At 54.2% G+C, this 15,832-nt stretch carries 12 protein-coding genes and 1 pseudogene; 8 read left to right on the forward strand and 5 right to left on the reverse strand.

The window, feature by feature from the left end:
• Positions 1 to 32: 32 nt before the first annotated feature.
• Together FAZ14_RS20485 and lrp are read right to left on the reverse strand one after the other, a co-directional pair.
• A pseudogene (locus tag FAZ14_RS20485) lies at positions 33 to 470 on the reverse strand (DNA translocase FtsK 4TM domain-containing protein); the annotation flags it as partial.
• Positions 471 to 662: 192 nt separating this feature from the next.
• Complete coding sequence (gene lrp, locus FAZ14_RS13870) at positions 663 to 1,157, reverse strand: leucine-responsive transcriptional regulator Lrp (RefSeq protein ID WP_005967536.1); 495 nt, start codon at positions 1,155 to 1,157, stop codon at positions 663 to 665.
• 501 nt (positions 1,158 to 1,658) lie between these two features.
• On the opposite strand from lrp, the gene trxB reads away from it, so the two are divergent.
• The 5 genes from trxB (at position 1,659) to infA (ending at position 7,408) form a co-directional block, all read left to right on the forward strand.
• On the forward strand, positions 1,659 to 2,615 hold the full coding sequence (trxB, locus tag FAZ14_RS13875; RefSeq protein ID WP_153508716.1) for a thioredoxin-disulfide reductase: 957 nt from the start codon (positions 1,659 to 1,661) through the stop codon (positions 2,613 to 2,615).
• Between the two features lie 234 nt (positions 2,616 to 2,849).
• On the forward strand, positions 2,850 to 4,616 hold the full coding sequence (gene cydD, locus FAZ14_RS13880) for a heme ABC transporter permease/ATP-binding protein CydD (protein ID WP_016943748.1): 1,767 nt from the start codon (positions 2,850 to 2,852) through the stop codon (positions 4,614 to 4,616).
• Between the two features lie 19 nt (positions 4,617 to 4,635).
• On the forward strand, positions 4,636 to 6,357 hold the full coding sequence (cydC, locus tag FAZ14_RS13885) for a heme ABC transporter ATP-binding protein/permease CydC (RefSeq protein ID WP_029456642.1): 1,722 nt from the start codon (positions 4,636 to 4,638) through the stop codon (positions 6,355 to 6,357).
• Positions 6,358 to 6,369: 12 nt separating this feature from the next.
• Positions 6,370 to 7,098 carry a leucyl/phenylalanyl-tRNA--protein transferase gene (gene aat / locus FAZ14_RS13890; RefSeq protein ID WP_023639852.1) on the forward strand — a complete coding sequence of 243 codons (729 nt, stop codon included), beginning with the start codon at positions 6,370 to 6,372 and terminating at the stop codon, positions 7,096 to 7,098.
• A 91-nt stretch (positions 7,099 to 7,189) separates the two neighbouring features.
• A complete protein-coding gene (gene infA, locus FAZ14_RS13895; RefSeq protein ID WP_002211347.1) occupies positions 7,190 to 7,408 on the forward strand; it encodes a translation initiation factor IF-1 in 219 nt (72 codons plus the stop codon).
• A 278-nt stretch (positions 7,409 to 7,686) separates the two neighbouring features.
• Here infA and clpA read toward each other — a convergent pair whose 3' ends face one another.
• Both clpA and clpS read right to left on the reverse strand, forming a co-directional pair.
• Positions 7,687 to 9,963 (reverse strand): ATP-dependent Clp protease ATP-binding subunit ClpA, encoded by a 2,277-nt coding sequence (gene clpA, locus FAZ14_RS13900; protein ID WP_016943745.1) that lies wholly within the window; start codon positions 9,961 to 9,963, stop codon positions 7,687 to 7,689.
• A gap of 28 nt (positions 9,964 to 9,991) precedes the next feature.
• Positions 9,992 to 10,312 carry an ATP-dependent Clp protease adapter ClpS gene (gene clpS, locus FAZ14_RS13905; RefSeq protein ID WP_012884971.1) on the reverse strand — a complete coding sequence of 107 codons (321 nt, stop codon included), beginning with the start codon at positions 10,310 to 10,312 and terminating at the stop codon, positions 9,992 to 9,994.
• A gap of 321 nt (positions 10,313 to 10,633) precedes the next feature.
• On the opposite strand from clpS, the gene cspD reads away from it, so the two are divergent.
• On the forward strand, positions 10,634 to 10,855 hold the full coding sequence (gene cspD / locus FAZ14_RS13910) for a cold shock-like protein CspD (protein ID WP_016943744.1): 222 nt from the start codon (positions 10,634 to 10,636) through the stop codon (positions 10,853 to 10,855).
• A gap of 124 nt (positions 10,856 to 10,979) precedes the next feature.
• On the opposite strand, the gene FAZ14_RS13915 is transcribed toward cspD, so the two are convergent.
• Positions 10,980 to 12,641 (reverse strand): ATP-dependent endonuclease, encoded by a 1,662-nt coding sequence (locus FAZ14_RS13915; RefSeq protein ID WP_016943743.1) that lies wholly within the window; start codon positions 12,639 to 12,641, stop codon positions 10,980 to 10,982.
• A gap of 251 nt (positions 12,642 to 12,892) precedes the next feature.
• Here FAZ14_RS13915 and hcp point away from each other — a divergent pair, with 251 nt between their 5' ends.
• Together hcp and hcr are read left to right on the forward strand one after the other, a co-directional pair.
• Positions 12,893 to 14,545, forward strand: coding sequence for a hydroxylamine reductase (hcp, locus tag FAZ14_RS13920; protein WP_153508717.1), 1,653 nt, complete (start codon positions 12,893 to 12,895; stop codon positions 14,543 to 14,545).
• A gap of 61 nt (positions 14,546 to 14,606) precedes the next feature.
• Positions 14,607 to 15,614, forward strand: coding sequence for an NADH oxidoreductase (gene hcr, locus FAZ14_RS13925; protein ID WP_016943741.1), 1,008 nt, complete (start codon positions 14,607 to 14,609; stop codon positions 15,612 to 15,614).
• The last annotated feature ends 218 nt before the right edge of the window (positions 15,615 to 15,832 follow it).

The following is a 15,832-nucleotide window of genomic DNA, read 5'->3' on the forward strand; positions in this document are numbered from 1 at the left end:
GACCAGCCCGTGAACAGAGTCAACCCTGCCGCCCACACGCACAACAAAATCATGGTGCCACCAATATTGTTGAAGCGCGGAATCATTGAGCTGCTGAGCAGGCTGCCGAGTACGCCGCCAGAGGCGAAATAGTAAATGTCGTCTACGTTAAGCGCCGCCAGCCCACAGGACGTCAGTATCAAGGCTAATGTGCCGATAAGGCGCAATGAGAGGGCAAAATAATCCAATGTGGCGCGTTGTCCGCGCTGGCGATGGACAACCCAGCACAGTGAAATCATCACAACAGGAATGGCATACGCCAGTACGCCAAAAACGAAAAACAGAGTATCGGCCAGCCAGGCCCCTACCCCGCCCCCCAGATTATGAATTGGCTCATGCCAGGCAGTCTGTGACCAACTGGGGTCCGAAGGGCTGAAACTCAGTAGCGCTACCGCCAGATAAATGGCAAAAAGCACCACGACGATTAACATCGCTTCCAGTAAACGTCGACCCGCGCTGAGTTTTTTCAGCGTGATGTCTTTATCTTCTGTGTATTCCTGGCTCAAGCGTCTCTCCAGGTTCCCTGTAAATGTTTCATGATAAAGCGCCGAGTATCACCCGGCGCCATACTGTACAGATTCACAGGAGTGTAGCTGAATTTATCAGGTTATGCACCCTTGCTGTCAGCGGGTCTTGATGACCAGCCGGTTGCTTTGCTTCACTTCTTCCATCACCACATAGGTGCGGGTATCGTTCACGCCCGGCAGACGCAACAGCGTTTCTCCCAGCAACTTACGGTATGCCGACATATCCGGTACACGGGTTTTGAGCAAATAGTCAAAATCCCCAGAAACCAGATGACACTCCTGGATTTCCTCAAGTTTTTGCACGGCTGAATTGAACTGTTCAAATACATCCGGCGCACCACGGTTGAGGGTGATTTCAACGAACACCAACAACGACGCATCGAGGTAATGCGGATTCAGCAGTGCGGTATAGCCATTAATAAAACCCTGTCGTTCCAGACGCCGAACGCGCTCCAGACACGGGGTTGGCGAAAGGCCGACCCGTTTGGAAAGTTCCACATTGGAGATACGCCCGTCTTTTTGCAATTCGTTCAGGATGTTGCGATCGATACGATCAAGATCTTTTCCCGGACGCTTTTTCGTGTCTACCATTCTTATTGTCTCTCTTCACCCTTCCCTGTTAAACCGCTGTCTCTGACCAACTTCAATGTACCAGAGCCACCCCTAAAGAAGACCCCTGCCTTTTGTAATGTGGTCCTGCTCTGTTCCAACCGCGTTTACGGAAACGTTATAAAAATACCGGTTATCGATAACCGGGCCGACGCCGCCGATTCAGACCCAAACGCATAAAAGCCGGAGCATTCAACTATTCACATACAAAATATTTCCTCTTCCAAGGATGTTTTCGCAAAAGCGCAGCCGATTGTCAAAGTAAAACAATTAAAATCAGAAGAAAGTGCCAGATTCAGCCTCTGCACTCCATTAGTGCAGCGTTTTCATACGTCATCTGCCGTCAAGTAGACGCATTACCCGCGCCTGTCGATATTTCGTAACGATTGGACCAATAGCCAACAACATTTCTCCACACTTTTTTTACGCAGGTAATTTCCTTACAATCGGCTACATCGTCCGTTCGAGTGAAATGAGGAACTCATGAGCACTGCCAAACATCGTAAACTATTGATTCTGGGTTCAGGCCCGGCAGGCTATACCGCCGCGGTCTATGCTGCGCGGGCAAACCTAAGTCCACTGCTGATCACCGGGATGGAAAAAGGCGGTCAGTTGACGACCACCACTGAAGTGGAAAACTGGCCCGGTGACGCGGATGACCTCACCGGTCCGTTGCTCATGGAGCGCATGCACGCCCATGCAGTCAAGTTCAATACCGAAGTCGTGTTTGATCACATCACACGCGTTGATCTACACACTCGCCCGTTCCGCCTGTTTGGCGACAGCGACGAGTACACCTGTGATGCCTTGATCATCGCTACCGGCGCATCGGCCCGCTATCTGGGGCTGCCGTCTGAAGACGCTTTCAAAGGCAAAGGGGTCTCCGCCTGTGCTACCTGTGACGGTTTCTTCTATCGTAACCAGAAAGTGGCGGTCGTCGGCGGTGGCAATACCGCTGTCGAAGAGGCATTGTATCTGTCCAATATCGCGGCTGAAGTGCATCTGATTCACCGCCGCGACAGTTTCCGTGCAGAAAAAATTCTGATCGACCGTCTGATGGCCAAGGTCAACAGCGGCAATATCGTTCTGCACACCAATCGCACGCTGGATGAAGTGCTGGGTGACGAAATGGGCGTAACCGGTGTGCGCCTGCGCGAAGCAACTGGCGAAGCAACCGAACAGCTGGATGTCGCCGGGGTATTTATCGCTATCGGCCACAGCCCGAATACTGCTATTTTTGGCGACCAGTTGGCGTTGGAAAACGGTTACATCAAGGTGCAATCCGGTATTCACGGTAACGCCACACAAACCAGTATTCCCGGTGTCTTCGCCGCTGGTGATGTGATGGACCATATTTATCGCCAGGCCATTACCTCTGCCGGTACCGGCTGTATGGCGGCTTTGGATGCTGAACGCTATTTAGACGCGCTCGCAAAATAATCATTACTGTCCTTGCCCGCCTTCCAGACCCGGTCGTGATCATGACCGGGTTTTTTATTGCCTGCCGCCGAGATAAAAATTGATCGTTCACCCACACCGGTATCGGCTTTTCATTTGCACAACCCCAACACCGAGGTAACATGACGCCACAACAGCCATTACACACATGATTGTGTTAAGTAACGGCTACATAAGCGTTATTTTCATGTAGCAACTGGAACCGACCTGCACCTGATGAAAGACACCCGACAACGAGAACTGACCCACTGGCTGAAACAGCAAAGCCGCCTGGCACATCGCTGGCTACGACTGTCTCTCCTGCTGGGCATGGTAAGCGGCCTGCTGATTATGGCGCAGGCATGGTTATTGGCATCACTGCTGCACGCTCTGATTATCGACCATACGCCGCGAAATCACGTAGTGATGACATTTCTGCTATTGGCGACCACTTTCGTATTACGCGCCTTAGTGAGTTGGGTACGTGAGCGTGTTGGTTTTCGCTGCGGACAAACCATTCGCCAGCATATCCGTCAGCAGGTATTGGATCGCCTGCAGCAACTGGGGCCTGCCTGGATTCAAGGCAAACCGGCGGGAAGTTGGGCTACGCTGATTCTGGAGCAGGTCGACGACATGCATGATTACTATGCTCGCTACCTGCCGCAAATGTATCTGGCCGTGATCATCCCGGTACTGATACTGATTGTTGTGTTTCCGGTGAACTGGGCGGCAGGATTAATCCTGCTGACAACCGCGCCGTTGATCCCGTTGTTCATGGCGATGGTCGGGATGGGTGCAGCCGATGCTAACCGGCGCAATTTTCAGGCACTGGCCAGACTGAGCGGTAACTTTCTTGATCGATTACGCGGTCTGGACACGTTGCGCCTGTTCCATCGCGGCGAAGCAGAGGTCGAACAGATTCGTCAGGCATCTGAGCAGTTTCGCAGCCGGACCATGGAAGTGCTGCGTATGGCCTTCCTCTCTTCCGGCGTGCTGGAGTTTTTCGCTTCCATCTCCATCGCGGTAGTCGCCGTCTATTTTGGTTTTTCCTACCTTGGTGAGTTACATTTCGGCAGTTACGGTACCGGAGTCACCTTGTTTGCCGGTTTCCTGGTACTGATTCTGGCACCAGAATTCTTTCAACCGTTACGCGACCTTGGCACCTTCTACCATGCCAAAGCGCAGGCAATTGGTGCCGCAGAAGCGTTGCACCGCTTTATGATGGCCGCCAGCGAAGAAACCGGAAACGGTACGCACCTTTTTCACAGTGATACCCCTGTCACGCTCATCGCCGATGAACTCATTATCTTGTCGCCTGAAGGCAAGACGCTGGCAGGACCGCTGAGCTTCAGGCTGGAAGCCGGTCAACGCGTCGCACTGGTCGGCCCGAGTGGTGCAGGGAAAAGCTCGCTGCTGAATCTGCTGTTAGGTTTCCTGCCGTATCGCGGCTCAATCACTGTCAACGGTGAAGAATTGCACACCCTATCGCCCACGTCATGGCGACAACACCTGAGTTGGGTGGGACAAAATCCGCATTTGCCCGAATCAACTTTACGCCAGAATGTGTTGCTGGGACGACCGGACACCTCGGAGCAGGCGCTGCAACAGGCGCTTGAGCGCGCTTATGTCCACGAATTTTTGCCGCAGTTACCGCAAGGCCTGGACACGCCACTGGGCGACGGTGCCGCCCGACTATCGGTGGGTCAGGCACAGCGGGTCGCGCTGGCGCGTGCGCTGCTTCATCCATGTCGATTGCTGCTGTTGGATGAACCCTCCGCCAGTCTGGATGCACACAGTGAGCAACGGGTGATGAGTGCGCTAAACGATGCCTCACGTTCGCAGACTACACTGTTGGTGACACACCAGCTCAGCGAAATTCGCGACTACGATGCCGTCTGGGTCATGGTCGATGGGCAGTTAGTCCAGCAAGGCGATTACCTCACGCTGAGTCAGGTAGCCGGCCCCTTCGCCACGCTACTGACACACCGCCGGGGGGAACTGTAAGATGGAAAAAATTCGCGTAATGCAGGTACTTAAACCCTTTTTAGCGTTGTATCGCCGCCATTTCTTTCGGCTCGGACTGGGCATCATACTGGCGATTCTTACGTTGCTCGCCAGTATCGGTCTGTTAACACTGTCAGGTTGGTTTCTGGCCGCGTCAGCGCTGGCTGGGCTGGCCGGATTAGCCACGTTCAACTATATGCTGCCCGCTGCGGGTGTACGTGGCGCGGCCATCTTGCGTACCGTCAGCCGTTACTTTGAGCGACTGGTAAGCCACGATGCGACTTTCCGCGTCTTGCTGCATCTTAGGGTGTTCACCTTTAGCCGCATTCTGCCGTTGTCACCTGGTGGGTTGGTTCGGTTTCGCCAGGCAGAACTGCTCAACCGACTGGTAGCGGACGTAGATACACTGGACCACCTCTACCTGCGCGTCATTTCACCGCTGATCAGCGCACTGGTGGTAATTGTGGCGCTGGCCTATGGGCTCAGCTTTCTCGATACCTCGCTGGCGTTGACGCTGGCAGCCATCATGCTGGCGTTGCTGGTGGTGCTACCGTTGGTTTTTTATCGTGCCGGGCAACCTATCGGCGCTGACCTGACCATGCTGCGTGCGCATTACCGGGTACAACTAACGACCTGGATTCAGGGGCAGGCAGAACTGGCTGTCTTCGGCGCGTTGACACATTTTCGTCAGCAGTTGGAAATGCTGGAACTGCGCTGGTTTGAACGACAACGCCAACAAGCCGGGCTCAGTGCACTGTCGCAAGCTATCCTGATTGCGGCCAGCGGCCTGACCGCCACCCTGCTGTTATGGCTGGCTGCTGGCGGCGTAGGTGGTGATAGTCAGCCGGGAGCGCTCATTGCGCTATTTGTGTTTACCGCCCTTGCCGCATTCGAAACACTCGCCCCTGTGGCGGGTGCATTTCAACACATCGGTCATGTGGTGGCCTCCGCCACACGGGTCAACCAGTTACTGACATTACGCCCATCGGTCACCTTCCCCACCCAGGGGCCTGAGCAGGTAAAACAGGTTCAGCTTACGGTGGATAACGTGAGTTTTACCTACCCGGAACAAAACCAACCGGCGCTGAGCGGCGTGTCACTCACGCTGACACCGGGCGAGCATGTCGCCCTGCTTGGTCGCACCGGCTGTGGTAAATCGACCCTGTTGCAGTTACTGACCCGTGCATGGGATTGCAACACTGGCGAAATTCGCCTGAATGACTCGCCGCTTGCCGCATGGCCGGAATCGACATTGCGCGATGCCATGAGCGTAGTGCCACAACGGGTGCATATTTTCAGTGCGACATTGCGGGAAAACCTGTGTCTGGCGGCACCGTCTGCCAGCGACGAGCAGCTCAGCGCCGTGCTCACTCAGGTTGGGCTGGAAAAATTGCTGGATGACCAGGGGCTGAACGCCTGGCTGGGCGAAGGGGGACGCCAGCTCTCCGGCGGCGAACAACGCCGTATTGGCGTAGCACGAGCCTTGCTCCACCCGGCCCCGTTAGTGTTGCTGGATGAACCTACCGAAGGGCTCGATGCCGATACCGAACAGCGTATACTGCAATTGTTGCGGCAACACTGTCTTGGTAAGACCCTGATCGTCATTACCCACCGTCTCAACGGGTTGGAAAGCATGGACAGGCTGTTCGTGATGGATGGCGGGAAACTGGTAGAACAGGGGTCACATCACAGCCTGATGGCGTTGCAGGGGCGCTACTGGCAATTTCATCAACACCTGTAGGCTGAGGTGAGCATGTTATTGTGTGAACTCTCCCCGTTCTCACTGCAGTTTCCCGACCCGCAAACGGCGCTGCGCGACCCTAACGGTCTGCTGGCTTACGGCGGCGACTTGTCGCCCGAGCGGGTATTAAGTGCCTATCGGCAAGGCATTTTCCCATGGTTTTCTCAGGATGACCCCATTCTATGGTGGTGCCCTGACCCACGGGCGGTACTGTTTCCGGCGCAATTCCACCTCAGTCGTAGCATGCGAAAATTCATGCGCCGCGCCGATTATCGCGTCACACTCAATCAGGCGTTTGAAGCCGTTATCTCCGCCTGTGCCAGCGAACGTGAGGAAGGTACCTGGATTGGCGAAGAGATTATTCGCACCTATTGCCAGTTGCATTCGGCCGGTGTGGCCCATTCGGTTGAGGTCTGGCACGGCGAACATCTGGTCGGAGGATTATATGGCATCGCTCAGGGTGCGCTGTTTTGTGGCGAATCCATGTTTAGCCGGGCGGACAATGCCTCCAAATACGCTCTGACGACGTTTCTACAGCACTTTGTGCATCACGGCGGCCAACTGATTGACTGTCAGGTACTTAACGACCACACCGCCTCTCTGGGGGCGACAGATATCCCCAGACGCGAGTTTCTGCACTGGTTGCAGCAGTTGCAACATAAGGTCTTACTCGACGGATGCTGGCACCCGCAGTCACTGCCTTCTCCCCTTGTCGGGGCGACATCCGCGGGCGATAAATGAACGGTGGCTGCTCACGCGCCTTTACATAATGAGGGTTTTTCGGCATTATCTTGCCGGTTAAAAACTAAGGTAATTACACCTAGAGGACTCGATGGCCAAAGAAGACAATATTGAAATGCAAGGCACCGTGCTGGATACGCTGCCCAACACCATGTTCCGCGTTGAGCTGGAAAACGGGCACGTGGTTACCGCTCATATCTCCGGTAAAATGCGTAAAAACTATATCCGCATCCTGACGGGTGACAAAGTGACTGTGGAACTGACCCCGTACGACCTGAGCAAAGGCCGCATTGTCTTCCGTAGCCGTTAACAACCGCACTATCGTCTGAAGCGATAGGCCGGTATGTTTACCTTTCAGCCCTTGCCTCTGGCGAGGGCGTTTGCATTTTAAGGCGGCACGTTACTTACCCACCTATTAATTCAAACGACTCGGGTGCCCGTGGGCACACAAAGACGGTCATACCGTTATGAAAAAGGGCATCTGTCGATGCCCTTTCTATTTTCGTTCGAGGTGTTATATATCGGTATGAAACCTATTTGGTTTGAGGAGTGTGCTTACCTCAGTGCCACACACTCCGTTAAACCCACTCAGTGAACCACACCTTCCGTCTTGTTTTTCTGGGCGCTCAGGAAACGGTAAGTCAGTTGCTGGGCAGCGTTATCCAGTTCCACCTTCACAGAGCCGCCGTCCACCAACGAACCAAACAGTAATTCATTCGCCAACGGTTTCTTGAGGTTTTCCTGAATGACTCGCGCCATCGGCCGGGCCCCCATCGCTTTGTCGTAGCCTTTCTCTGCCAGCCAGTTGCGTGCTTCTTCACTGACTTCCAGCGACACGCCTTTGGCATCCAGTTGCGCCTGCAGTTCGACGATGAACTTGTCGACAACCTGCTGGATCACCTCTGCCGACAAATGGTTGAACCAGATGATGCCATCGAGACGGTTACGGAATTCCGGCGTAAAGACCTTCTTGATCTCTTCCATCGCATCGCTGCTGTTATCCTGCTGGATGAGGCCAATCGACTTACGCTGGGTTTCACGCACCCCGGCGTTAGTCGTCATCACAACGATCACATTACGGAAATCCGCTTTGCGACCATTGTTATCCGTCAGCGTCCCGTTATCCATCACCTGCAACAGCAGGTTGAATACATCCGGGTGCGCCTTCTCGATTTCATCAAGCAGCAATACCGAATGCGGGTGTTTGATGACCGCGTCAGTCAGCAAACCGCCCTGATCGTAACCGACATAACCCGGAGGAGCACCAATCAGGCGACTGACCGTATGGCGTTCCATGTACTCCGACATATCGAAGCGTAACAACTCGATATCCAGCGCTTTCGCCAGTTGTACCGTGACTTCGGTTTTCCCCACCCCCGTAGGCCCGGCGAACAGGAACGACCCAACAGGTTTACGCTCATGACCCAGCCCTGCACGGCTCATCTTGATGGCTTCGGTCAGCGCTTCGATAGCTTTATCCTGTCCAAAGACCAGCATTTTCAGGCGGTCACTCAGACTACGCAGCACATCACGATCGCTGGCGGAGACTGTTTTCTCCGGAATACGAGCGATACGGGCAACCACCGATTCAATATCCGCCACATTGACGGTTTTCTTGCGTTTGCTGGCTGGCAACAGACGGCAGCGCGCACCCGCTTCATCGATAACGTCGATGGCCTTATCCGGCAAATGACGATCGTTGATGTATTTCACCGCCAGTTCTACTGCGGCGCGAATCGCTTTAGCGGTATAGCGCACATCATGGTGCGCTTCGTATTTCGTCTTCAGACCGTTAATGATCTGTACCGTTTCTTCCACACTCGGCTCAGTGATATCGATCTTCTGGAAGCGGCGGGCCAGCGCACGATCCTTTTCAAAGATATTGCTGAATTCCTGATAAGTGGTGGAGCCTACCACGCGAATCTTGCCGCTAGACAGCAACGGTTTAATCAAATTAGCCGCATCCACCTGACCACCGGACGCCGCACCAGCACCGATAATCGTATGGATTTCATCGATAAACAGGATGCTGCTCTGATCCTGCTCCAGTTGTTTGAGCAGCGATTTAAAGCGCTTCTCAAAGTCACCACGGTATTTGGTGCCGGCCAGTAACGAGCCGATATCCAGCGAGTAAATCGTGCAGCCAGCCATGACTTCCGGTACGTCGCCCTGCACAATGCGCCAGGCCAGCCCCTCAGCAATCGCAGTTTTCCCCACACCGGATTCGCCGACCAACAAGGGGTTGTTTTTACGACGGCGGCACAATACCTGAATGGTGCGCTCCAACTCGCTGTCACGGCCAATCAACGGGTCGATGCCACCCACTCGGGCAAGCTGGTTGAGATTTGTAGTGAAGTTTTCCATACGCTCCTCCCCGCCAGCCTGTTCTTCGTTAACCGGATTCTCCGGATTTGCAGCCGGGCCGGACTCTTCTTTACGCGTACCATGGGAAATGAAATTCACTACATCCAACCGGCTGACGTCGTGTTTACGCAGCAGATAGGCGGCCTGTGACTCCTGCTCACTGAAGATGGCGACCAGAACGTTGGCACCCGACACCTCACTACGCCCCGACGATTGCACGTGGAACACAGCACGTTGCAGCACGCGCTGAAAGCTCAGTGTGGGTTGTGTATCACGCTCTTCATCGTTTTGTGGCAGTGTCGGCGTGGTTTGTTCGATAAAGGTTTCCAGTTCCTGACGCAGAACCGCCAGATCGACAGTACAGGCCTCCAGGGCCTCTCGTGCGGAGGGGTTACTGAGCAACGCCAGCAACAGATGCTCCACGGTCATAAACTCATGCCGGTGCTCGCGCGCTCTGGCGAAAGCCATGTTGAGACTGAGTTCCAGTTCTTGATTGAGCATAGGCACCTCCCCCAATAAATTGCCCTATTCAGGCCTTTTCCAGCGTACAGAGCAACGGATGCTCGTTCTCCCTGGCATAGCGGTTCACTTGCGCTACCTTGGTTTCAGCCACTTCGGCGCTATACACTCCGCAGATGGCTTTGCCCTGATAGTGAACCGTAAGCATCAGTTGCGTTGCACGTTCAATATCATAAGAAAAGAACTTTTGCAGAACGTCAATAACAAATTCCATCGGCGTGTAATCGTCATTGTTAAGTATCACTTTATACATCGATGGCGGTTGCAAGGCTTCAGTATAATGCTCTTTAGTCAGGTCGTCGGTCTGTGGCCCAGTGCTATGATTTCCCATCTTCTACCCAAAATCAGTTCTGATACTTAATCGCTGGCTGTCATTACAACAGCATACCTGATTTTTATTCTATCACCGCCTGCTCAAAATCGCTCTGGCCCCACAAACTCCCTTCCTGATATTAACGGCAATAAAACCCGTCGATAGCGTTACCTGCATCAAATTTTCACAAACCTGCTGCAAAGTGTCCGAACCGGGCGCTTGACGGCAAAGGTGATTTCAATAGAGTGTAGAGTTGGATTGATGCTGTTTTAATCAATTCGGTTTGCCTTAACCCAATAACCTCACCTTAGAGAACACTCTAGCGAAGGATGAAGATGCATGGAGACAGGTACTGTTAAATGGTTCAATAACGCCAAAGGCTTTGGCTTTATTTGCCCCGAAAGCGGTGGTGAAGATATTTTCGCCCACTATTCAACCATTCAGATGGACGGCTACAGGACGCTAAAAGCAGGTCAGGTCGTGCAATTTACCCTGCACCAGGGACCGAAAGGAAATCACGCCAGTCTGATCGTACCGATCGCCGGTGAAACGGTCGCCTGAATGCTCACCTTACGCTTTCCGGTCTTTCTCCTTTAATTCCTGTGACCAGGTCAAACGACTCCAATACTGGCCGCCATCGGGTGGCCAGTATTCTTAGCCTATTTATCCTACTAAGGATAGGCTCTTAATCCGCCCGTCCGCGCGCCAGCCATAACACCCGAGAAAACATGCTGCGAATCAACGGCGGGATTGCCGATTCCCCAAGCGTTGCAGCCTCGATCGCTACCTCAATCGCCAGATCCGGCTTCGACGTTCGGTGGATTGCCTTAGTAATGATTTTAGCCGCTGACAACGGCACCGGTTCCGGTAATTGCGCCACCCGGTGATAGACCTGACTAAACCCATTGCGGTACATGAAATGTTCCATATCCAGCGCGGGCAACATCGTCAGGTGATCGCGCTCCGATTCCCCCTGCGACTGCAACAGGCTGCGAACGGTAGCCGCGTATTTTTTCCCGGCGTCATCACCATCCACCAACACATGCCATTCGATACCCATGCGGTAGGCGAATTTCAATAGCGGTTTTAGCCCTGCCTGCGCAAATTCGATAACACGCACCCCTTCCGCTTCAAAATGGTGCCCGCACTGGCGCGCCAGTTCGCTAAGCATCCAGACCTCGGTTTCGCCTTCTACCAGCAACCAACAGCGCGCAAACAGCGACGTTGGGCGATTAAACCGAATATGGAAGGTAATACGGCGGCTGTCTTCCTGCGTCATGCCCTGCCGCCCAATGCGATAGGTCGCTACCTTCGCCGACCCGCGCACCAGACGACACACCTGCTCTACCGGCACCAGTGACAGCAGCTCGCCGGAATTCGTGGTGGTGATTTTCTGTAATGGCAATTGCGTCAGCAGCCCCCATGCTACCGACAGCATGATCGGATGTAAGCGGGTTTCCGGGTCTTCTATCAACAACAAGGGTCTGGCGTGCGGGTCTAGCACAGCGGAACCTTTGGCCTGCAACAACGTAGAAAACAGCTCCAGCAGAATAATGCGACGGCTGCGATTGTGAGAGCCGGAAATCATGCGGTTGATGTTATCCAGCGAGCGCCAGGCCCGGCCATTACCGGCTCGCGCATGACGATGGTGACGTCTGTCGCTCGGGTCAGCACCCTGCTCAGAAAAATAGTGCTCCACCAGTTGGCGCATCGCCACCAGCCCCTGACGCAGTTCCTGATTCGTCAGTCGATTGGGATTCTGCGCTAATTCTCGCACCAGTGTTTCGAACTGGCGTGATAGCAGCTCATTATCATCGACTTGTGGCATCAATGTACCGGTACGAAACCGGCGGATAAAACGGGCGTCGCGCAGCCGCAACACCGGGTGCAACCGGACTATTTCGCTGGCCAGCCAGTCGATATTCTCCAGCACCAGCGCCTGTCCATTGGCGTCCAGAAAGCTGCGCCAGGTAAAAATCGCCTGACTTTCATCCATTTCCCCTTCCAGACGATAAAAAATACGGTGCAATCGTCCTTCACCTTTAATCCAGACCGGTGACAGCGAGCGGTAACGGGGAGCCAGGTGGTGACCTGGAGCAGACTCACAAAACGTAAAGATCACCTGCAGGTGACGTTCCCGGCTGGTTTCATCGCCGGGTGTAAAATGAAAATCCTGCAAATCGAAGTGATAAAGCGGCGGCGACGGTGTCAACAACAGCGAAAGTGCATCCAACAGGCTGGACTTTCCCCAGGCGTTTTCACCGATCAGAACCGTATTCTCATCCAGTGTTAGCGACAGTCGGTTAATGCCCCGGAATCCAACAATCTCGACTCTTTCCAGATACATCCGTGCCTCCAGTGCTGTGCTTTCCTGATGAGCATGACGATAAAAGCACAACAGGGTCAAGCCCTATGCCACGGATCTGCCTCGCGACGCATAAAAATGCCCCACAGATGCGAGTGATTTTCATCCACACGTGAAAATTGCGCTAAATCAAGTTCACCTTAAATTGCATATAAAAAGCCTTTTTAGACACCCGCAACCGTTCTATCCTCATAACAGGCATTACAAATGCAACTTTAATAAAGGAAGCCATCATGTATTGTGTGCAATGTGAACAGACCATCCGAACCCCGGCCAGCAACGGCTGCGCCTACGCGCAAGGCATGTGCGGTAAAACCGCCGAAACCTCTGACCTGCAAGACCTGCTGGTCGCTGTTCTCCAGGGATTATCGGCCTGGGCGTTGCAGGCACGCGCGCTGGGCATTATCGATCACGACATCGACAGCTTTGCTCCTCGCGCCTTCTTCTCTACCCTGACCAATGTAAACTTTGACTCGCCGCGCATCATCGGTTATGCCCGCGAAGCCATTAGCCTGCGCGAAGGTCTGGCAACCCGTTGCCGTCTGAAAGACGCCAGTGTTACCGTCGACCACCCGATGGCAGAACTGCAACTGGCGGGCGACGACATCCCGCCCCTGTTACAGCAGTCTGCCGAGTTCGCGCTGAACAAAGATAAAGCCGCGATTGGCGACGATATCCACGGGCTGCGCATGCTGTGCCTGTATGGTCTGAAAGGCGCGGCGGCCTACATGGAACACGCCCACGTACTGGGGCAGCATGATGACGCCTTATACGCCGACTACCATGCGTTTATGGCCTGGCTTGGCACCTCGCCTACCGATGTCGATACGCTGCTCGGCAATGCAATGGCTATCGGCAAAATGAACTTCAACGTGATGGCGATTCTGGATCAGGGTGAAACCTCCGCCTACGGTCATCCGCAACCGACTCAGGTTAACGTCCGTCCGGTGGCAGGCAAAGCCATCCTGATCTCCGGCCACGACCTGAAAGACCTGCGCATGCTGCTGGAACAAACCGAAGGGACCGGTATCAATATTTATACCCACGGTGAAATGCTGCCAGCGCACGGTTACCCGGAATTGAAAAAATTCGCCCATCTGGTCGGTAATTACGGCAGCGGCTGGCAGAACCAGCAAACCGAATTCGCCAAATTCCCCGGCCCGATCCTGATGACCTCCAACTGCATAATTGACCCTAACGTAGGCCAGTATACCGACCGTATCTGGACTCGTAGTATCGTCGGCTGGCCGGGCGCTCAGCACCTCGAAGGGGATGATTTCAGCGCCGTCATCGCCCAGGCACAGCAACTGCCGGGCTTCCCGTACAGTGAGATTGAACACCTGATTACCGTCGGGTTTGGCCGCCAGACGCTGCTGAATGCGGCAGATACCGTGATTGCTCTGGTCGCCAGCAAAAAACTGCGCCATGTTTTTTTGGTTGGTGGTTGCGACGGCAGCCGTACCGAACGTAGCTACTACACCGATTTCGCCCGTAGCGTACCGCAAGACTGCCTGATCATGACGCTGGCGTGTGGTAAATACCGCTTCAACAAGCTTGATTTCGGTACACTGGAAGGCTTGCCACGTCTGCTGGATGTCGGTCAGTGTAACGACGCCTACTCCGCCATCATGCTGGCGGTCAATCTGGCAGAAAAACTGGGTTGCGGCGTCAACGATTTGCCACTGAGTCTGGTGCTGTCATGGTTCGAGCAGAAAGCGATTGTCATCCTGCTGACGCTGCTGGCGCTGGGTGTGAAAAATATTTACACCGGCCCTACCGCACCGGGCTTCCTGACACCGTCGCTGCTGGCCATCCTGAACGAGAAATTCGGTATGCGCTCTATCACGACCGTTGAGCAAGACCTGAACGATATCCTCACCGCCTGATCGGTTTGTTGACCTTTGCCTTCCGCTGCAACCCGGCGGAAGGCTGTTATGGAGACACCCCATGACTATGCCTACCCCGCAATGCCCTAACCGCATGCAGGTGCACTCTCTTCATCAGGAAACGCCGGATGTCTGGACGATTTCGCTGATTAACCACGATTTTTATCCCTGGCAACCCGGCCAGTACGCACTGGTCAGCATCGCCAACAGTAGCGAAACGCTGCGTGCCTATACCTTGTCTTCATCACCGGGAGTCAGTCCCTTTATCACGTTCACCGTACGGCGGCTGGAAAACGGCGTTGGTTCACGCTGGCTGACAGAGCAGGTAAAACCCGGCGATTATTTGTGGATCTCCGACGCACAAGGCGAATTCACCTGCACCCACGCCGTCAGTGACCGTTACCTGATGCTGGCTGCTGGTTGTGGTGTCACGCCGATTATGTCGATGACCCGCTGGCTGCTGGCGAATCGCCCACACACCGACATTCAGGTCATCTTCAACGTCCGCGACCCGCAACACGTGATTTTTGCTTCGGAGTGGCAAACGCTCTGTCAGCGTTACCCGCAGCAACTGCACCTCACGCTGATGGCAGAGCAACAGGCAAAAGTCGGTTTCCTCAGCGGGCGACTGACGGAATCAGTCCTGCTGCAACAGGTACCTGATATCACCCGCCGTACCGTGATGACCTGCGGTCCTCAGCCGTATATGCAGCAGGTGGAAACGTTCTGCTTACAGGCCGGTGTGCCACGCGATCGTATTTTTAAAGAGCAGTTTGGCGCCCCGGATATGGCAGTGGATGATGACGGCGAACAACTCACGATGTCTATTCGCCATTCATTACAGCAAGTGAAAGTTCCAATCGGCATCAGCCTGCTAGCGGCATTGGAAAGTCACCAGTTACCGGTGAATGCCGCCTGTCGTGCTGGCGTATGCGGTAGCTGTAAGACACGAATTCTCAGCGGCCACTACACCACCAGCAGCACCATGACGTTGACGCCAGAAGACATTGCAAACGGTTATGTGTTGGCCTGCAGTTGCCAGTTACAAGGGGATGTTGAGCTAGCCTGATTTCCCTTACCCTACCCGCCAATGGTTCTCATCAACCTCTGGACCTACCCCGCATTTTCGTTACAAAACCAATAAGGCGGGGTTTTTCCCCTTCCAGCTTCCCGCTATATTAGGCGGTATCACGCCTGGTACGTGATGCAATCGCCGCGCTATAGCATGCCTACACGCTAAGACATGCCGTGCGCTGACTGCCTGTTTTTAGGCTACATTTGCATAGC

The organism is Dickeya oryzae (genome assembly GCF_009372235.1).
In the GTDB taxonomy this organism is placed as follows: domain Bacteria; phylum Pseudomonadota; class Gammaproteobacteria; order Enterobacterales; family Enterobacteriaceae; genus Dickeya; species Dickeya oryzae.